At 60.3% G+C, this 20994-nt stretch carries 22 protein-coding genes; 15 read left to right on the plus strand and 7 right to left on the minus strand.

The features are described 5' to 3' along the window. The 5 genes from GSQ94_RS07625 to GSQ94_RS07645 all read left to right on the plus strand — a co-directional run. Positions 1 to 605 (plus strand): N-acetylmuramoyl-L-alanine amidase (locus tag GSQ94_RS07625; protein WP_158942970.1); only part of this gene is annotated, 605 nt, incomplete at its 5' end. Next, positions 602 to 1234, plus strand: a complete 633-nt coding sequence (locus tag GSQ94_RS07630; RefSeq protein ID WP_158942971.1) for a GerMN domain-containing protein — start codon at positions 602 to 604, stop codon at positions 1232 to 1234. The genes GSQ94_RS07625 and GSQ94_RS07630, both read left to right, overlap by 4 nt. A gap of 11 nt (positions 1235 to 1245) precedes the next feature. After that, the gene (gene murI, locus GSQ94_RS07635; protein WP_158942972.1) at positions 1246 to 2121 is read left to right on the plus strand and encodes a glutamate racemase; all 876 of its coding nucleotides are present in this window, start codon (positions 1246 to 1248) and stop codon (positions 2119 to 2121) included. 78 nt (positions 2122 to 2199) lie between these two features. After that, positions 2200 to 3114: a ferritin-like domain-containing protein gene (locus GSQ94_RS07640; RefSeq protein WP_158942973.1), complete on the plus strand. Its 915-nt coding sequence runs from the start codon at positions 2200 to 2202 to the stop codon at positions 3112 to 3114. A gap of 173 nt (positions 3115 to 3287) precedes the next feature. Next, entirely contained in the window at positions 3288 to 3665 is a 378-nt protein-coding gene (locus GSQ94_RS07645) for an EVE domain-containing protein (RefSeq protein WP_158942974.1), read from the plus strand. Here GSQ94_RS07645 and GSQ94_RS07650 read toward each other — a convergent pair. Further along, the gene (locus tag GSQ94_RS07650) at positions 3662 to 4978 is read right to left on the minus strand and encodes a Gfo/Idh/MocA family protein (protein ID WP_158942975.1); all 1317 of its coding nucleotides are present in this window, start codon (positions 4976 to 4978) and stop codon (positions 3662 to 3664) included. The genes GSQ94_RS07645 and GSQ94_RS07650 overlap by 4 nt on opposite strands. Positions 4979 to 5112: 134 nt before the next feature. Between GSQ94_RS07650 and GSQ94_RS07655 the strand changes: the two genes are divergently transcribed. Continuing rightward, positions 5113 to 5874 (plus strand): enoyl-ACP reductase, encoded by a 762-nt coding sequence (locus GSQ94_RS07655; protein WP_158942976.1) that lies wholly within the window; start codon positions 5113 to 5115, stop codon positions 5872 to 5874. A 145-nt stretch (positions 5875 to 6019) separates the two neighbouring features. Further along, positions 6020 to 6538, plus strand: coding sequence for a DinB family protein (locus GSQ94_RS07660; protein ID WP_158942977.1), 519 nt, complete (start codon positions 6020 to 6022; stop codon positions 6536 to 6538). 89 nt (positions 6539 to 6627) lie between these two features. Here the strand turns inward: GSQ94_RS07660 and GSQ94_RS07665 are convergent, their stop codons facing one another. Beyond that, positions 6628 to 7929 (minus strand): amidohydrolase family protein, encoded by a 1302-nt coding sequence (locus GSQ94_RS07665; protein ID WP_158942978.1) that lies wholly within the window; start codon positions 7927 to 7929, stop codon positions 6628 to 6630. Positions 7930 to 7995: 66 nt separating this feature from the next. Continuing rightward, a complete protein-coding gene (locus GSQ94_RS07670) occupies positions 7996 to 9813 on the minus strand; it encodes an ABC-F family ATP-binding cassette domain-containing protein (RefSeq protein WP_158942979.1) in 1818 nt (605 codons plus the stop codon). Between the two features lie 103 nt (positions 9814 to 9916). Between GSQ94_RS07670 and GSQ94_RS07675 the strand changes: the two genes are divergently transcribed. Beyond that, on the plus strand, positions 9917 to 10318 hold the full coding sequence (locus GSQ94_RS07675; RefSeq protein ID WP_158942980.1) for a hypothetical protein: 402 nt from the start codon (positions 9917 to 9919) through the stop codon (positions 10316 to 10318). 18 nt (positions 10319 to 10336) lie between these two features. On the opposite strand, the gene GSQ94_RS07680 is transcribed toward GSQ94_RS07675, so the two are convergent. After that, positions 10337 to 10645, minus strand: a complete 309-nt coding sequence (locus GSQ94_RS07680; RefSeq protein WP_158942981.1) for a hypothetical protein — start codon at positions 10643 to 10645, stop codon at positions 10337 to 10339. 87 nt (positions 10646 to 10732) lie between these two features. Continuing rightward, positions 10733 to 12358 carry a bacillithiol biosynthesis cysteine-adding enzyme BshC gene (gene bshC, locus GSQ94_RS07685; protein ID WP_158942982.1) on the minus strand — a complete coding sequence of 542 codons (1626 nt, stop codon included), beginning with the start codon at positions 12356 to 12358 and terminating at the stop codon, positions 10733 to 10735. 118 nt (positions 12359 to 12476) lie between these two features. On the opposite strand from bshC, the gene GSQ94_RS07690 reads away from it, so the two are divergent. The 4 genes from GSQ94_RS07690 to GSQ94_RS07705 all read left to right on the plus strand — a co-directional run bounded on the left by GSQ94_RS07690 (position 12477) and on the right by GSQ94_RS07705 (position 16491). Beyond that, the gene (locus tag GSQ94_RS07690) at positions 12477 to 13124 is read left to right on the plus strand and encodes an NUDIX hydrolase (RefSeq protein ID WP_158942983.1); all 648 of its coding nucleotides are present in this window, start codon (positions 12477 to 12479) and stop codon (positions 13122 to 13124) included. A gap of 307 nt (positions 13125 to 13431) precedes the next feature. After that, on the plus strand, positions 13432 to 13659 hold the full coding sequence (locus tag GSQ94_RS07695; protein ID WP_158942984.1) for a cold-shock protein: 228 nt from the start codon (positions 13432 to 13434) through the stop codon (positions 13657 to 13659). A 125-nt stretch (positions 13660 to 13784) separates the two neighbouring features. Beyond that, complete coding sequence (locus tag GSQ94_RS07700) at positions 13785 to 15686, plus strand: helix-hairpin-helix domain-containing protein (protein ID WP_158942985.1); 1902 nt, start codon at positions 13785 to 13787, stop codon at positions 15684 to 15686. A gap of 70 nt (positions 15687 to 15756) precedes the next feature. After that, complete coding sequence (locus tag GSQ94_RS07705; protein WP_158942986.1) at positions 15757 to 16491, plus strand: hypothetical protein; 735 nt, start codon at positions 15757 to 15759, stop codon at positions 16489 to 16491. Between the two features lie 86 nt (positions 16492 to 16577). On the opposite strand, the gene GSQ94_RS21340 is transcribed toward GSQ94_RS07705, so the two are convergent. Continuing rightward, the gene (locus tag GSQ94_RS21340) at positions 16578 to 17084 is read right to left on the minus strand and encodes a hypothetical protein (RefSeq protein WP_254063722.1); all 507 of its coding nucleotides are present in this window, start codon (positions 17082 to 17084) and stop codon (positions 16578 to 16580) included. On the opposite strand from GSQ94_RS21340, the gene GSQ94_RS07710 reads away from it, so the two are divergent. Together GSQ94_RS07710 and GSQ94_RS07715 are read left to right on the plus strand one after the other, a co-directional pair. Next, complete coding sequence (locus GSQ94_RS07710; RefSeq protein ID WP_254063723.1) at positions 17054 to 18346, plus strand: coagulation factor 5/8 type domain-containing protein; 1293 nt, start codon at positions 17054 to 17056, stop codon at positions 18344 to 18346. The genes GSQ94_RS21340 and GSQ94_RS07710 overlap by 31 nt on opposite strands. Positions 18347 to 18480: 134 nt before the next feature. Continuing rightward, positions 18481 to 19815, plus strand: a complete 1335-nt coding sequence (locus tag GSQ94_RS07715; protein ID WP_158942987.1) for an MFS transporter — start codon at positions 18481 to 18483, stop codon at positions 19813 to 19815. Between the two features lie 80 nt (positions 19816 to 19895). On the opposite strand, the gene GSQ94_RS07720 is transcribed toward GSQ94_RS07715, so the two are convergent. Continuing rightward, a complete protein-coding gene (locus GSQ94_RS07720; protein WP_158942988.1) occupies positions 19896 to 20270 on the minus strand; it encodes an Rrf2 family transcriptional regulator in 375 nt (124 codons plus the stop codon). A 91-nt stretch (positions 20271 to 20361) separates the two neighbouring features. Here GSQ94_RS07720 and GSQ94_RS07725 point away from each other — a divergent pair. Then, positions 20362 to 20994, plus strand: a 633-nt coding sequence (locus GSQ94_RS07725; RefSeq protein WP_158942989.1) for a TIGR00282 family metallophosphoesterase, incomplete at its 3' end; no start/stop codon positions are given.

Below are 20994 nucleotides of genomic sequence, written 5' to 3' on the forward strand. Positions count from 1 at the left end.
CAGCACATGGCGGCGCTGACTCCGGCGCCAGGCTCTCCGACAATCTCCCCGAAAAGTCCTTCACCCTCGCCTTCGCCGCCAGGCTGCGCACCGTTCTGTCCTCCAGCGGCTTCTCCGTCATCGCCACCCGCGACTCCGATCCAACTGTTCCCTTCACTACCGACCAGCGCGCCGAGATCGCCAACCACCTGCATCCGACCGCCTGTGTCATTCTTCACGCCACGGCCAGCGGCAATGGCATTCACCTCATCACCTCCGATGTAGCGCAACCCGATGAGTCCCTCGATGCAGACTCCCACCACGCCGTAGCCTGGGATACCGCTCAATCCGCGTTCGTGCCACAGAGTCTTGGCTTGGCCAACGCCCTTGGCGTGGCTCTGCTCCACGCCAGGCTTCCGGTGCTGCTCACCCGCGCCTCGCTTCGCCCACTCGACAACGTCACCTGTCCCGCCGTCGCCATTGAGATCGCACCGCTTACCCCCGCAGACGGTGACGCCACTCCGGTCAGCGATAACAACTACCAGCAGCAGGTCGCCCAGGCCATCGCCACCGGCCTTACCAGTTGGCGCAGAAACCAGAGCACGGCAGGCGGAGCGCCGCGATGATTCCACGTTACCAGCGCATCCTCTTCTGGAGCCTCCTCGGCGGCATCTTCCTCATGTCTGCGTTCCTGTTGCATGGCTGTCAGCAGGCTCACAAGCGTCTGGCCTCTCTGAACGACGCCACTCCCATCTCCGCACCCACGGCCACCAGCAGCGAAGACGTCACGTTCTATCTCGCCAACGACTCCGACGCCTCTATTACTCCAACCACTGAATCTCTCGCGCTGCCGCAGGCTCCGACCCTGCGGGCCCGCACGCTGCTGGAGCACCTTCTGGCCGCCTACGCTCTGCCGAACTCCAACCATCCACTGCAGAGTGGCCCGTCGATCGACGACCTCTTCCTCCTCGACACCCCGGCCGACTCGAACTCTCAGGGAGGCCAGCTGGCCGTCGTCAACCTGCACGGCTCCTTCGTCGATAACCATCCCTCCGGCATCCAGGTGGAGGCGTTGACTTTGCAATCGCTCATCGGGACGCTGCACGCCGCGCTCCCTCAAGTCACCGGCATTCGCTTTCTGGTCGACGGACAGCCGCACGATACCCTGGCCGGCCACGCCGATCTGCTTCGCACCTACCCCGCCACCGATACCACCTCGCACCCAGCCCCACCAACCGAAGCTCCTCCGCTATAACCGAAAGAGTCATGACCGAAAGACCGACCGCAAAAGAACACAGCGCCCCCGCCCCCACCATCGGCGTCTTCGACTCCGGTTTTGGCGGGCTCACCGTCCTCCGCGCCCTGCTGCCCCTGATCCCCGGTGCGCACTACGTCTACCTCGGAGACACCGCGCGTCTTCCCTACGGCTCCAAATCCCGCGAGACCATCGCCCGCTACGCCGTCTCCAGCGCCAGGTTTCTCCACGAACAAGGCGCCGAGATCCTCGTCGTCGCCTGCAACACCGCTACGGCCCTCGCTCTCGAAGACATTCAGCAGGCTCTGCCCATCCCCGTCATTGGAGTAGTCCAACCCGGCGCACAGGCCGCGCTCGCAGCCTCCAACCAACCCAGCCTCTCCTCTAAGGTTAGCGACCCGCACCATGTTCTGGTCCTCGCTACTCCCGCTACCGTGCAATCCCACGCCTACACCCACGCGCTCAACGCCCTTGGTCTCGAAGCCTGCGAGAAGGCCTGCCCGCTCCTGGTCCCGCTCGTTGAAGAGGGCTGGACCGACCACGCCGTCACCGACGATGTCCTGAAGATCTACCTCACCGAAGCCCTGGCCGCCGCACCCGCCACGCAAACCCTTCTACTCGGCTGTACTCACTACCCGTTGCTCGAACCAGCGATTCATCGCACTCTTGACGCCATCGGCCACCCACTCACCGTCATCGACTCCGCCGACGCCGCGGCCCGTGCCGCCGCGAAGCTTGTCGCAGAACACTTTCCGAACCTGACCGGCACTGCCAAACCCACGTGCCTCTTCTATGCCACCGACTCTATCGAAAAGTTCCAGCGCCTCGGCTCCAACTTCCTCGGCCAACCCGTAGCTGAAGTGAACCTCGTCGATCTTGGGGGCTGAAACGACATGCCCTGAACTCTGAAGTGGAATAAAAGACTAACTCCATTGTTATCTCAAGTAGAAAAGGAGTTGTCCCACATGATCCTGAATGAAGAGAGACAGGCGCTTGAAGATATCTCGGTAGAACAAGCAAAAGAGATTCGCACGCAACGTATCGTAAATCGAAGAAACTTTATGGCTGGCCTCGGCCTGGCAGGCGCAACTGCAGGAATCAGTCTCCTGAGCGGATGCAGTGGAAACGGGTCTCCCACCGTCATGGCGGCAAGCCCCTCGGAGACAGACGTTCTAAACTTCGCGCTCAACCTGGAATATCTCGAAGCCACCTTTTATTCCTTTGCTACCCAGGGCATCGATCTGCCATCCACTCTCACTAACGGCAGCGGAGCAATCACCGGCAACCCAACCAGCAAGATCGCCTTTTCCAATCAGCAGACGACCGACATCTTCAACGAGATTTTCTTCAACGAAATGTCTCACGTCGCCGACCTGCAAAGCCTAATTGGGCCGAATCACGTTGCCCGGCCTGCGCTGAATTTGGCGGCAGCGGGGCCTGTCACCTCCGCGAATGTGCTGACCATATCCCGTCAGTTTGAGGACGTCGGCACCACCGCCTATGCGGGGGCAACCGCTTTGCTGACCGCACAGAATCTTGCTTACGCCACTCAGATCTTAGCCGTCGAAGGATTTCAGGCAGGAGCCTTACGGCTGCTCTCAATTCAGCAATCCGCTCCGTTTGCCGCGGCAGACTCCCTCGATGTCCCCACCTCAGATCCCGGTGCGGCGGTCCTCGCAGCCCAGGGACCCACCGCCGCCGGAGGATTCTTTGCCACTTCCGGTACCTTCAATGCAAGCTCTACCGTACCTCTTGCTCTCGCTTTTACCCGTAGCACCTCTCAAATATTGCAGATCGTGTACGGAGCGGCTGGGCAAACGGGAGTTTCCAAGGGTGGATTCTTCCCCAACGGGCTAAACGGCAACATCACCACATCGTAAATATCATTTCAAAATGGAAGAGGGGCACGTTTATCGATGTGCCCCTCTCTCTGCAGGAACAACCCGTCATCGATAGCGCCTCTTCCTTTTGGCTAAGAGGATGCTGAGACAAACTATACTGATCGAGAGTCGCCCTCACGCGAACAATCCAATCCGCAATTGGAGCCTCAAAAATGCCCTTCCTGCTGAAGACCGAACCGAACAAATACTCCTTCGAGGATCTCGAGCGCGACGGCGAGACCACGTGGGACGGCATCTCCAACAACCAGGCACTCCTCTATCTTCGCGGCATGAAGAAGGGCGAGAAGCTCGTCATCTATCACTCCAACATCGGCAAAGCGGCTATTGGCACCGCCAAGGTCGTCTCTGTCGAAGCGACTGATCCCAAGAACCCGCAAGTCCGCATCAAGCCCGTGAAGCGCCTCAAAGCAGAAAAACCACTGGACGAGATTCGCAACGCGCCAGTCTTCAAGGACTCCATCATGTTCCGCCAGTTTCGTCTCTCGGTCGTCCCGCTCACGGACGCGCAGTACGACTGGCTGACCCTTTAGGCCTTCCTTTCGATCACCTTCTTCTCGAAGTACGAAGCATTCGCCATGTGGCAGGCTGCGGCTGCGTGATGACCGAAGACTACATCCTCCGCCACAGGCTTTCGCGAACGAACCGCATCGAAGAAGGTCGCCAGGTGCGGCCTCAACTCATCCCACGACGGCCCCTTCCACATCATCGTGTCATCCAGCGGATGCTGCTCCAGAAACGCATCGTGCTCCGCATGCCACTGCTTCTCGTAGGCCGCATGCATCGCCGCTGGAAATCCGTTGATCCCATACGCAGGCGAGCGGTCCACACCAAGCTGTGGAATCAGCGTCACCGTATTGGTATTTGAAATCTCGATCACGCCCTTCGGCCCCATGATTCGCGTCACCTCGGGCGTCTCTGTTCCCAGCGTCAGCCGCACGGTTACCGCGACGTTGCTGTAGTCAAAGGAGGTCACCATCAGATCTGGCATATTTCGCCCATCCTTCCAGCGATAGATCCCGCCGATCGAAAAAGCTTTATCCGGAATTGCATTGATGCCGGTTACAAATTGCATTCCGCTCAGCAGATGCACCATCAGGTCGCCGGCCATTCCGGTGCCGTACTCACGAAAGGCCCGCCACCGCGCAAACGCGATCGGATCGAATGCCTTCTTCGGCGCGGTTCCCTCCCAGGTCACCCAGTCCAGCGTCTCCGGCGACAGATCCAGCGGCGGCGGATACACCCACGCGCCCCCCGGTGAGTTTCTGCCAAGCTGCAGCTCCACCTGATGCACCTCGCCGATCGACCCGGCGTCGTACAACTCCTTCGCCTTGGCGAACACCTTCGAGCTCACCCGCTGCGAACCCACCTGCACGAAGTTCTTGCTGGCCTTCACCGCCGCGACCATCTCCTCGCCCTCAGCGATGGTGTGCGCCATCGGCTTCTCGCAGTGAACGTCTTTTCCGGCGCGAATCGCATCCACCGTGATCTGCTTATGCCAGTGATCCGGCACCGCGACGATCACGGCTTCGATATTCTTGTCCTCCAGAATCTCCTGATAGCGGCGCGTCGTCTTGATGCCGCTTCCGGCAATCTCCTTCGCCAGCGTATGCCGCCCGTCGTACAGATCGCACGCCGCAACGCACTGCGCCTGCGGCAGCGTCACGGCAGCCCTCAGCAGCGACGATCCCTGAATTCCCACCCCGATGCTCGCAAACCGCACCCGGTCCCCACTCCCCTCCACCTGGGTCTGCTCTTCTCCCAGCATCGCCGCGCCAGGCAACACCGACGCCATCGCCAACCCGCTGCCAGTCTGCAAAAACCGTCTCCGTGAAAACTCCGACATCAGAACTCCTCCTCAACCAGCGCCCTCCACTATAGAGGAAGTCATTGGGTACTCGCCTGCGCCCTCTCCCTGCTATCCTTTCTGCTGGGCCATGCCTTCGCTGCCCAAGCCGTTTCGAAAGGACCCTTCGCATCATGATCGACCTCAAAGGCAAAGTAGCCGTCGTCTTCGGCCTCGCCAACAAACGCAGCATCGCTTGGGGCATCGCCCAGAAGCTCTCCGAAGCCGGCGCTACCCTCGCCATCTGCTACCAGAACGAGCGCCTCCAGCGCGAGGCCGACGAGCTTGCAGCTGACCTGCCCGGCACCAAGACCTTTCGCTGCGATGTCGCCGTCGATGCGGACATTGACGCTGTGTTTGAACAACTCAAATCCGCCTACGGCAAGATCGACATTCTCGTGCACTCCATAGGCTTCGCCCCCAACATCAAGAATGACGTGCTCCACACCGCGCGCGAAGACTTCCGCATCGCCCACGACATCAGCGTCTATTCGCTGATCGCGCTCGCACGCGGCGCAGAGCCGCTGATGGCCGAAGGCAGCTCGATCCTCACCCTCACCTACTACGGCGCGGAGAAGGTCTTCCCCAACTACAACATCATGGGCGTCGCCAAGGCGGGCCTTGAGGCTGCCGTGCGCTACCTCGCCTCTGATCTCGGCGCCAGGAAGATTCGCGTCAACGCGATCTCCGCCGGCCCCATCAAGACCCTTGCCGCACGTGGCATCGGAGACTTCACCAAGATCCTCACCGCCGTCGAAGAGCGCGGGCCACTTCACCGCAACGTCGACCAGCTTGAAGTCGGCAACACCGCCGCCTTCCTGTGTAGCGATCTCGCCAGCGGCATAACCGGAGAAATCACCTTCGTAGACTGCGGCTACAACACTACCGGCCTCTAACTCATCGCTCTCTAACCCGATCCGCCAACTACTTCTCTCGTAATCGCATCGTAGAGACGCAGTTGGCGGATCTTTTTTCGCCTTCGCCATTGTTCTTTCTCACAACCCCTTCCTATATCCTGCTGTCGACATCAAAGGAGCCAATATGACCGTCTCTGAAATTCTCCTCCAGGACTACAACATCGAGATCTCCAACACTCGCCGCACACTGGAGCGTGTTCCCGAAGGCAAGAACGATTGGAAGTGTCACGACAAGTCCACGCCCCTCGGCAAGCTCGCCATGCACTGCGCCACCATCCTCATGTTCGGCCACTACATCCTCGAAGACGACGGCATGGACATGGCCAACTCCAAGCGTCCTCACATGTCCCTCGAGTTCACCACTCGAGAGAACGCTCTCAAGCAGCTCGACGAAGCATCCGCCAAATGCCGCGCCTCCCTTGCAGCAGCCAGCGACGAACACCTCGCCGCGCCTTGGAAGTTCAGCTTCGGCGACCAGATCATCTCGCACAGCCCACGCTCCCTCACCTTTCGCAGCATGTGCTTCGACCACCTCATCCATCACACCGCGCAGCTCGGCGTCTACCTTCGTCTCAACGACATTCCTGTCCCTGCACTCTACGGCCCATCCGCCGACGAGCAGTGGGCTCCTCCCGCCAAATAGAAGCGTCTATGCAGCAGATGCCCACCGTGAGCGCAGTCTTATCGCGCCAGGGTGGGCATCGTGTTTTCAGCTTCACGATTCCGCAAAATCTAGGGCCGCTTGTAGACGACGCCATTCTTCATCACAAACACGACCTTCGTCGTCGCCGAGATATCTTCCGCCGGATTTCCCGGCACGGCGATCACATCGGCATAATATCCGGCCTTCAACTCTCCAATCTTCCCCGCCCAGCCCAACAGCCTTGCTCCGTTAAGCAGATCCGCCTGCAGCACCGCCATCGGCTTCATGCCAAACTCCGCCATCAACTCTAGCTCGCGCGCCTGCGTTCCATGCGGAAATGGCCCCACGTCGCTTCCCACCGCCATCGGCACGCCAGCAGCCAACTGCTTCTTGAACTCCGCTGCGTGGTAGATCTGCTCCTTGCGATCCCACTCCGCCCTCGCGGGCGTAGACGCATGTTCGGCGAAGTACTCCGCAATCGCAAAGGTAGGCACCGCGTAGATCTGCTTCTCCTTCATCCCCTTCATCGTGGCATCGCTCAACTGATAAGCGTGATCCACCGAAGCCACGCCCGCCGCGACCGCATAGCCCGTCCCCGGCTCGCCTGTCGCATGCACGGCCACGCCGCGCCCTGAACCGGCAACTCCACCAGTCCGTTCGGCCTCCTTCACCGCCGCCGTCAACTCCTCTTCGGTGTATTGATACGGCGTCTGAAACGCTGCATCGTGAAACAAATCCGGCCCTGTCTCATAGATCTTCGTGAAGTCCGCGCCGCCTTTACGCTGCTTGCGCATCACCTTCACAATCTCCTCGGCGGAGTCCGCGTAGTCCGCATTCGAGAGCACCTTCTGCGCCGGGTTGTACCCGATCGCGTCCTCGTGCCCGCCGGTCAGATCCACGGCATTGCAGCTCATCCGCATCCGCGGTCCAGGGATCAACCCCGAGTTGATCGCATTGCGCACTGCAACATCCGCGCAGCCCGCACCTTCGCTCCCCATATCGCGTTCAGCGGTAAACCCCGCCATCAGATCCGCCTTAGCAGCCCCTGCTGCGATCAACGTTCTCTCCGGTACGCTCTCCTGCACCGTCTGCAGATCCTCCGCACCCGGATGCAGAAACAGATGCACATGCGCATCGATCAGACCCGGCATCAGCGTCGTATCGCCGAGGTCAATCACCTCAGTCCCGGCTGGCATCTTCGCCTCCGCCCCCACCAGGACGATTCGCTCTCCCTCCACCAGCACTATTCCGGGCGACACCACCTTGCCCGCCGCCACATCCAGCATCCGCGCCGCCCGCACCACCACCGCATGCTTCGCCAGCCCCGCATCCTGCGCCGCGCAGGAGGCCGCAGCGACCCCTAGGATTATTCCGCCAAAAAGTTTTCTCATCGTTCCAGCAGCATACCGTGAAACGTGCCACGCGCAGAAGTTGGTCACTCAACTTTTATAGACGGGCTACCCGACTTTTTCGGTCAGCTCGGCCCATCGCGCGTAGAGGCCATCCGCAGCCTCCTGCGCTGCCTCCATCTCCGCAAGCGCAGCCGTCAGCCGCGCCGCATCTACCGCCACCGCCGGATCTTCAATCAGCTCCCGCGCCGTCTGCAGACGATCTTCCGCCGCCTCCACCGCCGCCTCAATCCCCGCATACTCGCGAGCCTCCAGGTAAGAAAGCTTCTTCTTCCCCGATGCTCCGTTCGACGCGACAGAAGCAGCAGGCGAAACCGCAATCCCCGCAGTCCCCGGAGCGATCGCCTCCTCTACCTTCACGCCTCTCCACTGCTCCCACTGCGAGTAGTCGGCAAACATCTCCGACCCGCCACGCCCATCCAGCCCCAGCACAATCGTCGAAACCCTGTCCAACATGTAACGATCGTGGGTCACTAATACCAGTGCGCCCGTGTACTCCAGCAGGCTCTCCTCCAGAATCTCGAGCGTCGCAATATCCAGATCGTTCGTCGGTTCGTCAAGCAGCAACAGATCCGCCGGCTCCAACATCAGCTTCGCGATTAACACCCGCGCCCGCTCTCCTCCGCTCAGCCGCTCCACAGGCTGATTCAGCTGTTCGCTGGTAAAGAGAAACTTCGTGGCATAGCTCGCCACATGCACCACCCTGCCCTGATACACCACCGAGTCAGAATCGGGAGCCAGCGCACGCCGCAGCGTCACCCCCTCCTCCAGTTCGCGCATCTGGCTGAAGTAGACGATCTTCAGCGAAGCCGCCTTCTTGATCGTCCCCTTCGAAGGCTCCAACTCGCTCGTCAGCAAACGCAGCAGCGTCGTCTTGCCACTTCCATTCGGCCCGACCAATCCCACGCGCATCCCCGAAGTCACCAGGAAATTCAACCCCTCAACGATCTTCCGGTCTCCCAGCACCACCGCAACATCTTCCAACTCCACCAGCCGCTTCGTCTGCCGGTCCGTCGCCGAAAAATCGATCCCCGCACTCGAGGTCTGCACCCGCGAGTTGACCTCCTTCAACTGCCCGATCAGATCCTGCGCGTTATCAATCCGCGCCTTCGCCTTCGTGCTCCGAGCCTTCGGACCGCGCCGCAGCCAGTCCACCTCGATCTTCACGCGGTTCTTCAGTGCATCCTGCAGCTTGCTCTGCGCCTCCATGTACGCCTGTTTGCCTTCGATGAACTTCGAGTAAGTCCCCTTCACCCGCAGCAGCCCTTCGGCATACACGCGGTTCAGTTCGACTATCTCTGTCGCAACATTCTCAAGAAAATAACGATCATGGCTGATAAGCACACAAGCAAAACTACCCTCATTCAGCAGCTCCTCCAGCCAGGCAATCCCGGCCAAATCCAGATGGTTCGTCGGCTCATCCAGCAGCAGCACATCGGGATGCGTCACCACGGCCTCGGCAATCGCCAGCCGCTTCCGCCAGCCTCCGCTCAGCCTCGCCGCCTCCGCACTCAGATCAGGAAATCCCGTCCGCCCACTCGTCTCCCGTAGCCGGCCTTCATGCTCGCCCTCGGCCACCTTGGCCCGCACCAGCGCAGCCTCCAGCACTTCGCGCACGGTCACGCCCGGCGCAAACACCGACTCCTGCGCCACATATCCCACCCGAGAACGCTTCCGCACGGCTACATCCCCGGCATCAGCATCTTCATCGCCAGCCAAAACCTTCAGCAGCGTGGATTTCCCCGCGCCATTGGGCCCGATCAGCCCAATACGATCTCCATCACTCACAGTAAAACTTATCTCACGAAACAACGGCGTCGCGCCAAAGGCCTTGGTCAAACCCTGCGCATTTAAGATTGGTGGCATTTCTTCAGTCTACCGTTTCAGCCAAACCATTCCTAATCCACCCCAGCAAGATGTTGTATAACCTCTGGAATGAATAAAGACGCTTCTCAAACGGAGGGATGTCATGGATAGTCGTCGTTCGAAACTGCACACGCTTTTGGTCATACTTCTGACGAGCGCACTCTGCTATGTGGCGTCAGCTCAACAGCCCGAGCCGCAGCAACCACCAGACAACATCGCCGGCAGCTGGACGATCTACGCCAACAACATCAACAAGGCGGGAAGCTCTTTGAAGACCGTCCAAATCACGCAGAACGGCAACATCCTCACCGGCCGGTTCAAAGGCCCACATCAATCAGGAAAACTCCAAGGCTGGGTGAACGTGCATCACGTCGAATTCAGTACCGACACCCGCGAGGTGCTGACCTTCCGAGGACAGATCCAGGGAAATATTATGTCTGGCCTCTACGGAATTCAAGGCAGGCATGCTCAATGGCGTGCTGAGCGAACCGATTCACCCCAGTAGGGTCATCGACCCTACTGCTTAGTCCAGATCAAAGTCTCGCAGCGGCCTATCGGTCAGCGGGGTCTCCTTCGCCTTCTTCACCGCCTCGGCAAACTTCTTTGCCATCACATCATCTTTGTTCTTCTGCGCATCCACACTCTGCGCAAAGATCGAATCCCTGCGAGCATCCGCCTCGCGCAGCGCCCTCGCCGCCTCGCCGAAGTCCTCGAACATCTTCTTCTTCGGAGCAGACTTATGCGCAATAATCGCCCGCGTCACCGGGTCTATCTTCAACATCCCGCCACAATCCGGACACATCACCTCAAACGGCTGATCGCTCAATCCCATCGAACACACCTCACCCACCCATTCTAAAACCGCGGATGAAAACCGCATACCGCAACCGCACGGCCGCCCCCTCAACTGACAACCAGCCTACAGCCGCACCACCACATGCCCAGGACACTGGTTCCCGGCAACCTCCACCAACCTCTCCACCAAACCATCCCCATACCGCGCCATAAACCAAACCCCGGCCACCACGCGCTCCTGCGGATGACCCCCCGGAAACACGTGCAGCACAATCGCCTCCGCATGCTTCTTCAGGCTTGCCTCCTTCTGCAGCTCGAACGTCGCCGCCATCCGCCGCAGCCGGTTCATCTGGTATCGCATCTTCGAGCCCGACACCTCCGCAGCGCGCCCCAGCGACTCATCCATCCCCGCCAGATACTCCGTCAGCGCACCCAGCTCAGTCTCCACCGCGTTGCCCACGGCAGCCAGCTTGCGCTTCGCCTCGATCGGCATCGCTCTCGCGCCCAGCCGCTGCGCCAAAGCCTCCGCCGTCGTCATCGCATCCGGCAGCTGCACCTCGTCCTTATCCATCACCGCGGCAATCGCAGGCTCCAGTAGCGTCGCGCTCAAACGCGGCAACACCGGAGTAATCCGGCCAAGTATCGCCTCGTACAAGACCGCACTCTGCGCAAAATAAGCGATCTCCGCAGGGCCGCCTACATAAGCCGCCGTCGGCAGAACCGTATCCTGAAACACCGGTCTTAGCAGGGCATTCGGACTCAGCCGCTCTGGTGTCGTCTCCAGAATCGCGATCAATTCCTCTGTCGAATAACTCCGCCCCCCGGCCTTCCAAACTCCATCTGGGCCGCGCCGCAGAGCCACCCGCTCCCCGCTCACCTCATCCAGCAGAAACAGCATTGAGCCACCCTCGGCCACCAGCACCTGCGCATGATATCCACGATCCACCAGGTCTTTGCTCCGGGCGACTAAGGCGTCCTGTAGCTCCGCCGCATGCTCCACCGCGTATCGCAGCGTACTCGCCCCCAGCGCATGAAACTCCCGCGAAGACGCATCCATCACCACCAGACCCTGCTCTGCGAAGATCTTCGCAATCAGCCGCCCGAACGCCAGCGCCAGTGTAGGCCGCTCGCCATCAGCAGGCAGATAACACTCCCGCAGCCACTCGCTGACCGGCGCAAACTCCAACAACTCGCTCGCCTGCTCCAACACTGCTTCAAGCTCGGAACCGACGACCACCCCGCCCACAGGCACCGCGTGCGCTACCTTCAGTCCAGCCTTCAAAGTCTCCACTGAAGTCTTCGTCAGAAACGAGACGTGGCTCACCTCTTCGAGATCATGATCCTCGGTCGCCATCCAGAACACCGGCACATGCTCTACACCAGTAGCTTTGGTCGCCTCTTTCGCCCGAGCCACAGTCGTGGCAGCCTTCAAAATCGTCAGCAGCGGCCCACCGAATAGCACTACCTGCTGGCCCGTCACCACCGCGCGTGCACCCGCGCGAAGCTTCGTAATATTTGCTTTCGCTGCGTCCCCCGCACCAAACTCGACCGCCTGCCGTTCCAGGATATCTGCCAGCGTCCCGGAATCTTGCACCGGCGCTACCTTCCCTATCCACCCGCCCGCAAAGGGCTCCGCTCCGTACCACTTCCGAACCGACGACTCACCGGCGCTCTCCGCCATCGCAAGATAGTCGCGATACAGCTGCGAAACGTGCGGCAATATCGTCATCGGATAACACTCAACGCTCATGCAGATCTATCCTCAGTCTCTTACGCCGCGACAACCCGCAGCCAGGCAATAAAATTTTCCGCGCATTCCGTTGGATGCCCGTCACCCAAGTCTAGATGCAGGATGATACTTTAGCCTCATGGCCTCCCAAATAAAGAAGATCAAGAAGCCCAGCTCCCCAAAGGCCACACAGCCTGCAAACACCCCGCAAAACAAGAAGGCCGTCACAAAGAACAGGTCCAAACTGATCTCCTCCAAGCTGTCCTACAAAGGCAAAGTCTTCTCCGTCTTCACCGATAAGGTCGAAGAGCCTGGCGGCGGCATCAACACCCGCGATGTCATTCGCCACAACGGCTCCGTCGTCATCCTTGCCGTAGACGAATCGAGGAATCCAGCCGACCCCGACATCATCCTCGAACGCCAATATCGCCACGCCGCCGGTCAGTTTCTCATCGAGCTCCCCGCCGGCCGCGTCGAGCCAGGAGAGGCCATCCTCGCCGCCGCCAAGCGCGAGATGATCGAAGAGACCGGCTACCGCGCCAAACGCTGGACACTCCTCACCAAGTACTTCGCCAGCCCCGGCTTCCTCGGCGAGTGGATGCAGATCTACCTCGCCCGCGACATCCGCGAAGGCACCGCTACCCCGGAGCCAGATGAGCACATCGAGGTCTTCCGCATGCCTCTCTCCGAAGCTCTCGAGTTGGTCGCTGCAAACAAGATCCACGATGGCAAGACACTCCTCGGCCTCATGCTCTATGACGCGGCACGTCGCGCCGGTCGCCTGTAATCGCGCGCGAAAGTTCTGAGCGAAAGTCAACCCTCTACCCGACGCAAGGAACAAGAATTTGCGCTCGTTTTCGCGTCATCGAAAAGTTGCACGGAGATGCAAAAAAAACACCCATGCGCATCCATAAGCCCAATGGATGAGCATTCGCTCTGACGGATCTGCTAAAAAATTGCCCTGCACCGCTACCTGTAGAAAACTCCCGCAACGCTGTTTGCGTCACATCTTGCTAGTGGCGCTACCGTTGAAACGCTTTCACTTCCCGGTACACCATCAACGGTTAGAAGACGAATGAAAGGGAGTAGCTCCAGTGGCACAATATAAGGGCACAGTGAAATGGTTTAACAACGCGAAAGGTTACGGTTTCCTGGGTCGAGATGGCGGGGCCGATGTCTTCGTCCACTACAGTTCCATCCAACGCGAGGGCTACAAAAGTCTCAAAGAGGGCGACGAAGTAGAGTTCGATATCATTCAGGGTTCCAAAGGGCCGCAGGCTGATCAGGTAGCGCGCCTCAAAGAAGCAACGCAGACTCAGTAGCAAACGGTATCTCCCCGGTCGGTGCAGCGGCTCGTACGGCCAGCCCTGCTCGACCTGCAGCACCCTCTTCCACTTGCAAATGTTGCATACTGACTCAGTGGCCGCTTCGGCCCTGAAGCCAACCCATGGACAATATCTCGATCGCACGCCTCCTCGACGAAACTGCATCGCTCCTCGAGATCGACTCAGCAGATCCCTTCCGGATCCGCTCTTACCGCCGCGCCGCAGAGGCCGTTGAGCAGCAAACCACCCAGCTCTCCACCCTCACCGACGATCCCAAAGCACTCCTCGCCATCCCTGGCATCGGCAAAGGCATGGCCGCGAACATCTGCTTTCTCCTCACCACCGGCACCATGCCCCTGCGCGAAGAGCTGCTGCAAAAATACAAGGCCACCATGCTCGACCTGCTCCGCCTGCCGGGCATGGGCCCAAAGACGGTAGCGCTCGTCTGGTCCTCCTGCCAGGTCTGCGACATCGACGGTCTTGAAGCCGCCGCAAAGGCCGGCCACCTCACCAAGCTTCCGCGCATGGGCGAAAAGTTTGTCGCCAAGCTCCTCAAGGGCATCGAAGACCATCGCAAAAACTCCAGCCGCTTCCGCATCGATAAGGCCCAACAGTACGCCGACACGATCTCTAACCTCATCCGCGCCTTCCCCGGCATCGACGAGATCACCCCCGCAGGCTCCCTCCGCCGTGGCCGCGAGACCGTAGGCGACCTCGATCTTCTCGTCACCGGCCCCGCCTGCGAGCCCGACGTCGTCAGCGCTGCCGTCGAGCACGTCGCAGCGCTCCCGCTCATCGACAAGCTCATCGCCAAAGGACAGAACAAGGTCTCCTTTACCCTGCGCAACAACCTCCAGGTTGACGTCCGCCTTCTTCCACGCGCAAGCTACGGAGCGGCCCTGCAATATTTCACCGGCTCGAAGATGCACAACGTCGCTCTTCGTCAGCGCGCCATCAAACGCGGCCTCACGCTCAGCGAGTACGCTCTCCTTCGCCTCGAAGACAACGTCATCGTAGCCGCCGCCACCGAAGCGGATATCTACAACGCCCTCGACCTCGACTACATTCCGCCTGAGCTCCGCGAGAACGGAGGCGAGCTTGAAGCTGCTGCGAACCACACTCTCCCGCAGCTCATCACCATCGCCGACATTCACGGCGACCTTCACATGCACACCGAGGCCACCGACGGCCGCGACACCATCCGCCAGATGGCCGAAGCTGCACTCGCCCGCGGCCTCTCTTACATTGCCATCACTGACCACAGCAAAAATCTCGCCATGACCAACGGTCTCGACGACACGCGAGCCCTCGCTCACATCAAGCGCATCCGCGAGGTCGATGCCGAACTCCAACAAGACCTCCTGGCACTCAACGAAGCATTAGCCCGCGACACCCCACCAAAAGACCAGCACCTCTCCGATCTGTGGATGCTTCTCAAAACCTCGTCATCTCGACCGGAGCGCAGCGTAGTGGAGAGACCCCCGCATTTCGCCGGCTCCAGCGCACATCTCGCCTTCCGCATCCTCCCAGGCATCGAAGTCGACATCCTCGCCGACGGCTCCTTGGATCTCGCTGACGAAACTCTCGCCCAGATGGACATCGTCGTAGCCAGCGTCCACTCCCACTTCGCGCAGCCCGTCGAAGAGATGACCGCCCGGGTCCTGCACGCCCTCGAAAACCCATACGTTCGTATTCTCGGCCACCCCACTGGCCGCAAGGTTCTGGGACGCGAACCCTACGCCATCAACATCGACGCCATCCTGAAATCCGCCTCACAAAAAGGTGTAGCCGCAGAGCACAACGCCAGCCCCGCCCGCGCCGACCTCAACGACCTGCACCTTCGCCTGGCCAAACAACACGGCTGCAAAATCGTAGTCAACACCGACGCCCACGCCACCGAAGAGCTCGACCAGATGCGCTACGGCATCACCCAGCTCCGCCGCGCCTGGCTCAGCCCCACCGACATCCTCAACACCCAACCCACCGCCGAAGACCTCCTCAAAAACCTCCGCCCTAAGCCCTGACGCAGTCTCGAATTTACGGAACTCCCAACAAGTTCCCGACGTACTCCAGTCAGCACTACAGGAGAGCCTCGTGCCCAAACCACTTTGCTATGCCCTCACGTTGATCCTTGCGACCACCCTCACCGTGCGCGCAGGCCAGTCGCAATCAAAATCTCAGCCCGACCCGAACTCCCAATCCGACGCCATGGACTGCGGTGAATTCGACAAGCCCCTTACCACGCACAACTACATCACCAACCCCGACGACATCCTTCAGCCCCATCACCTCCAGCTCACACGTCCCTTTGCCTCCAGTGGCAAGCTGAAGCTCCACATCTGCCGCGCCGACCTGCGCATAAAAATTCAGCCCGATGCGAAGGAGATCAGCCTCGCCGTAACTCTTGATCCCCAATCAGGCACGCACACAGTCGTTGACTCCATCAAGACCATCCGCATCCAGCCCGACAAAGGCGTCATCAATCTCAACTTTTCCAAAGCAGCCCACGCGACCGTCACCGTTACGCTACCCATGGGCCTGAACTCCGAAAACGAGATCAATCTGGGCTACGGAAATCTCGACTTCAACGCCGCAGGAAGCGCCGGAAACCGCGAGTTCAACGTCGGCATGGGCCACATGCAGCTTCTCCTCGACAGCAACAAGAGCTATTCCAAAATGGAAGTCAACGTCGCCCTCGGCACCCTCCACGACCACCGCTCGGGCGGCTCCGACGGCCACTTCACCACCAGCAAGGACTACGCAGGAACCGGTTCCGGATCTCTCGAGATCAACGTAGGCATGGGCTCGCTCGACATCCGCAACGACTAACCATCGGCTCTCGACTCGGCAGCGTGAATCAGACTTCAGGCTCGGTCTTTCGAGTCACATTATGCCGCTGTCAAAAAATAAATCCACTATTCACCCTGGCCAATTGACAACGGGAAAATCCGCAACCTATAGTCCTCGTCGCAGTCCAAGAGCGCTAAAACGTTACAGGAGACTCCCCAATGTCCAGGATCAAAATAGAAGTGCGCCTCAAACGCCGGACCCTCTCCGGCCTTATACTCGGCACACTTCTTGCATGCCTCGCCTCCATCCCGTCGTCCCTCGCCCAAACCAGTGCAAGCTCTCCCAACCTCGGCGCCAACGTCCTCGTCTTCGATCCCAGCATGCCCACCAGCCAGATTCAGGCAGCGGTCGATGCCATCTCCACTCAGCAGGTCAGCAACCAGTTCGGCACTCAGCGCTACGCTCTGCTCTTCAAGCCCGGCATCTACGGCAGCGCCGCCGAGCCGCTCACCTTTCAGGTCGGCTACTACACCGATGTAGCCGGCCTCGGCGCCTCGCCCACCGACGTCACCATCAACGGCCACGTCGATGTCTACAACCAGTGCTTCGCCGCCGACAACTGCAGTACGCAAGCGGCGGCTTCATCGCCGACTCGCAAACCACCTTCGTCATCAACGGCTCGCAGCAGCAGTTTTATGTGCGCGACAGCAGCCTCGGAGGATGGTCAAACGCCGTCTGGAACCAGGTCTTCTCCGGCGTCGCCAACGCTCCCACGCAGAGCTATCCGAACCCAACCTACACCACCCTCGCAACCACCCCAATCAGTCGCGAAAAGCCCTTCCTCTACCTCGACGCCAAAGGCAACTACAACGTCTTCGTCCCCGCCGTGCAGAAGAACTCGTCCGGCGTCATCTGGGCAAACGGCACCGCTCCAGGCACATCGAAGTCCATCGAAAACTTCTTCATTGCCAACCCCAACACCAGCGTTGCTGAGATCAACCTCGCCCTGCTCTTCGGTAAGAGCCTCATCCTCACGCCCGGCGTCTACAAACTCAACCAGTCCATCAACGTCCTCTATCCCAACACCGTCGTGCTGGGCCTCGGATTCGCCACACTCGTCCCCCAGACCGGCAAGCCCGCGATCACCGTAACCGATGTCGATGGCGTCCAGATCGCCGGGCTGATCCTCGATGCCGGTCCCGTCAACTCACCCACGCTGATACAGCTTGGCAGCACCAGGCTACGAAGCCTCGACAATCGCTTCGGGATTAACCTCTTCCGCAATCACTCCGCAAATCCGTCCTCTCTCAGCGACATCTTCATCCGCATCGGCGGAGCCACCGCAGGCAGCGCCACCACCAGCATCGAAGTCAACAGCAACGACGTCCTGCTCGATGACATCTGGGCCTGGCGAGCAGATCACGGCGCCGGAGTCGGTTGGACCCTCAACACCGCGGACCACGGCCTCGTCGTCAATGGAGACAGAGTCACAGCGCTTGGCCTCGCCGTAGAGCACTACCAGAAGGAACAGGTATTGTGGAACGGCAACGCAGGCGAGAACATCTTCTACCAAAGCGAGCTGCCCTACGATCCACCCAGCCAGACCGCATGGATGGACGGCTCTGCAAATGGCTATCCCTCCTACGTCGTCTCCAAGGGAGTCACCTCGCACCAGGCATACGGTCTCGGCATCTACTCCTTCTTTGACCTCGGCGTTAACATCGTCGAAGACAACGCCATGACCGTCCCCAACGCTGCTGGCGTTAGCGTCAATGACATCGGAACCGTCTTCCTCAACGGCAGCGGCTCCATCACTCACGTCATCAACGACACCGGCGGCTCGGTTAGCAGCGCGAACGGCGGCACCGTCAGCCCGGTCATCACCTACCCCTAACGCAACACTAGCCCAAAGCGGAGAGGCGGCGGATTCACTCGTCGCCCTCTCTCTGCTTTTACGCTTTCACTAACCAACCCTCGCCGCCAAAATGCATGGCGCTGTGAACCCCACGGCTGCTATGCTTCCCGGCTATGACTCCCAGCATCACAAAGCCCGAGCGAAACTTCTGGCAGATCTGGAACATGAGCTTCGGCTTCCTCGGCATTCAGTTCGGCTGGGGACTGCAGATGGCCAACATGAGCGCCATCTACGAGTATCTCGGTGCCCGCGCCGACCAGATCCCCATCCTGTGGCTCGCCGCGCCGCTCACCGGCCTGCTCATCCAGCCCATCATCGGCAACGCCAGCGACCACACCTGGGGCCCGCTCGGCCGCCGCCGTCCCTACTTCCTCGTCGGCGCCATTCTCAGCTCCCTCATGCTCCTTCTCATGCCCAACTGCTCCAGCCTCTGGATGGCCGCCGGCATGCTCTGGATCCTAGACGCCTCCATCAACGTCAGCATGGAGCCCTTTCGCGCCTTCGTCGCCGACATCCTCCCCGAAGGCCAACGCACCCGTGGCTTCGCCATGCAAAGCCTCTTCATCGGTCTCGGAGCCGTCATCGCGTCCGCGCTACCCTGGCTGCTCACCAACGTCTTTCACATGACTCAAGTAGTCGGCGACACCCGGGCCGTCCCCAATACCGTCCGCATCTCGTTCTACATCGGCGCCGCAGCCTATCTCGGCTCTGTCCTCTGGACCATCTTCACCACACCCGAATATCCCCCCGAGAACATGGAAGCATTTCGCCGCGCCAAAAAAGAAAAAACAGGCCTGCTCGCCGGCGCGAAGGAGATCCTCTCAGCAATCGCCGACACACCCGAAACCATGCGCAGACTAGGCCCGGTCCAGCTCTTCACCTGGCTCGGCCTCTTCTGTATGTGGCTCTACTTCCCCGTAGCCGTCGCTCACAACGTCTTCGGCGCAAACGACCCCGCCTCCCCCGCCTACAAAGAGGGCATCGAATGGGGAGGCATCTGTTTCGCTGCCTACTCCGCGGTCTGCTTCGCCTTCTCCTTCGCTCTGCCCACCCTCGCCAAAAAGATCGGCAGAAAGAAGACCCACACCGCCTGCCTGCTCTGCGGCGCCATCGGCCTCATCTCCGTCGTCGTTATGCATAACAAGTACATGCTGCTCTTCACTATGCTCGGTGTCGGCATCGCGTGGGCCAGCACGCTCTCCATGCCCTACGCCATGCTCGCGGCCACGCTGCCGCCCGAGCGCACCGGTGTCTACATGGGCATCTTCAACTTCTTCGTCGTCACGCCGGAGATTCTCGCCTCGCTCTTCTTCGGTTGGATCATGACCCATTTCCTCCACAACAACCGCATCTACGCCATCCTTGCAGGAGGCATCTGCATGCTGATCGCCGCAGCCTTCATGCAGCGAGTCACGGATCCGCGAACCCTCAGCATTCAGGACATCTAAACCACGGCAAACGCAGCAAAGCCCTGATTCTCACCAGGGCCTGCTCACTGTCAAGAGATCGACTATCGCACGCGGAAGATCTACTTCTTCTTCATCCGCTTCACCACCCCAGCCAGCGTGTGCTCATTCATCGCGGCCACCGCATCGGCGCGAACCTTCTTGATCCATGCGCTCACGGCCTTATCGTCCAGACTCAACCAATCGCCGGCCGTAGCCTCGAACACATCCCCAAGCCCAATCTGCTTCGCCGGAATCTTGAGCTTCGCCCCGCCATGCGGCCCCTTCTTCTGCTCAATCAATCCAGCTTTGTGCAGCAGCAGGAACGCCCTCCGCACCATCACAGCGCTCTCCTTCAGCGCCTCTGCAATCGCCGACGACGTATGCATCGCCTCCGGCTCACTCGCCAACACCGCCAACACCCGAACGCTTAACTGGAACCGCCCACTCTGTGCCATGCAAAAAAGCTACCACACCCAGCCAAGGATTCGATGACTCATCGCTCGCGCATTCAACGATTTCTCTCCGCCTGCCATGTAAACTTCTTAAGTGAACATTCTCTTTGTCGGCGATGTCTTTGGCTCCGCCGGCCGCCACATCGTCCGCGAACACCTTCCCCACGTCCTTGAAACCAATGCCGTCGACCTCCTCGTCATCAACGGAGAGAACGCCGCCGGAGGCTTCGGCATCACCCCCTCCATCGCGGAAGAGCTCTTCGACCTCGGCGCCCACGTCATCACCACCGGCAATCACATCTGGGACAAGCGCGAGATCTTCGAGTACATGACCGTCCCCGCCGACTCCCACGTTCGCGGCCGCCGCGTCCTGCGCCCCGCCAACTATGCCGTCGGCACCCCGGGCTTCGGCGTCTACCAGGGCGAGCTCCCCACCGGCCAAAGCTACGCCGTCATGAACCTGCAGTGCCGCGTCTTCATGTCCTCCTGCGACGACCCCTTCCGTAAGGCCGACGAGCTCCTCAGCAAGATCACCGCCAAGGTCATCCTCCTCGACCTGCACGGCGAAGCCACCAGCGAAAAAGTTGCCTTGGGCTGGTATCTCGATGGCCGCATCACCGCCCTGCTCGGCACCCACACCCACATCCCCACCGCCGACGAGCGGATCCTCCCCAACGGCACCGCCTATCAAACTGACGTAGGCATGTCAGGCCCCTACGACTCCGTC

Origin of the sequence: Granulicella sp. S190 (assembly GCF_009766095.1) — a bacterium.
Classification (GTDB): domain Bacteria; phylum Acidobacteriota; class Terriglobia; order Terriglobales; family Acidobacteriaceae; genus Edaphobacter.

What these genes read in the sequence shown, in the direction of transcription:
- GSQ94_RS07630 (WP_158942971.1), top strand. Translation starts at nt 602, where the DNA reads ATGATTCCACGTTACCAGCGCATCCTCTTCTGGAGCCTCCTCGGCGGC.
- murI (WP_158942972.1), top strand. Translation starts at nt 1,246, where the DNA reads ATGACCGAAAGACCGACCGCAAAAGAACACAGCGCCCCCGCCCCCACC.
- GSQ94_RS07640 (WP_158942973.1), top strand. Translation starts at nt 2,200, where the DNA reads ATGATCCTGAATGAAGAGAGACAGGCGCTTGAAGATATCTCGGTAGAA.
- GSQ94_RS07645 (WP_158942974.1), top strand. Translation starts at nt 3,288, where the DNA reads ATGCCCTTCCTGCTGAAGACCGAACCGAACAAATACTCCTTCGAGGAT.
- GSQ94_RS07650 (WP_158942975.1), bottom strand. Translation starts at nt 4,978, where the DNA reads ATGTCGGAGTTTTCACGGAGACGGTTTTTGCAGACTGGCAGCGGGTTG.
- GSQ94_RS07655 (WP_158942976.1), top strand. Translation starts at nt 5,113, where the DNA reads ATGATCGACCTCAAAGGCAAAGTAGCCGTCGTCTTCGGCCTCGCCAAC.
- GSQ94_RS07660 (WP_158942977.1), top strand. Translation starts at nt 6,020, where the DNA reads ATGACCGTCTCTGAAATTCTCCTCCAGGACTACAACATCGAGATCTCC.
- GSQ94_RS07665 (WP_158942978.1), bottom strand. Translation starts at nt 7,929, where the DNA reads ATGAGAAAACTTTTTGGCGGAATAATCCTAGGGGTCGCTGCGGCCTCC.
- GSQ94_RS07670 (WP_158942979.1), bottom strand. Translation starts at nt 9,813, where the DNA reads ATGCCACCAATCTTAAATGCGCAGGGTTTGACCAAGGCCTTTGGCGCG.
- GSQ94_RS07675 (WP_158942980.1), top strand. Translation starts at nt 9,917, where the DNA reads ATGGATAGTCGTCGTTCGAAACTGCACACGCTTTTGGTCATACTTCTG.
- GSQ94_RS07680 (WP_158942981.1), bottom strand. Translation starts at nt 10,645, where the DNA reads ATGGGATTGAGCGATCAGCCGTTTGAGGTGATGTGTCCGGATTGTGGC.
- bshC (WP_158942982.1), bottom strand. Translation starts at nt 12,358, where the DNA reads ATGAGCGTTGAGTGTTATCCGATGACGATATTGCCGCACGTTTCGCAG.
- GSQ94_RS07690 (WP_158942983.1), top strand. Translation starts at nt 12,477, where the DNA reads ATGGCCTCCCAAATAAAGAAGATCAAGAAGCCCAGCTCCCCAAAGGCC.
- GSQ94_RS07700 (WP_158942985.1), top strand. Translation starts at nt 13,785, where the DNA reads ATGGACAATATCTCGATCGCACGCCTCCTCGACGAAACTGCATCGCTC.
- GSQ94_RS07715 (WP_158942987.1), top strand. Translation starts at nt 18,481, where the DNA reads ATGACTCCCAGCATCACAAAGCCCGAGCGAAACTTCTGGCAGATCTGG.
- GSQ94_RS07720 (WP_158942988.1), bottom strand. Translation starts at nt 20,270, where the DNA reads ATGGCACAGAGTGGGCGGTTCCAGTTAAGCGTTCGGGTGTTGGCGGTG.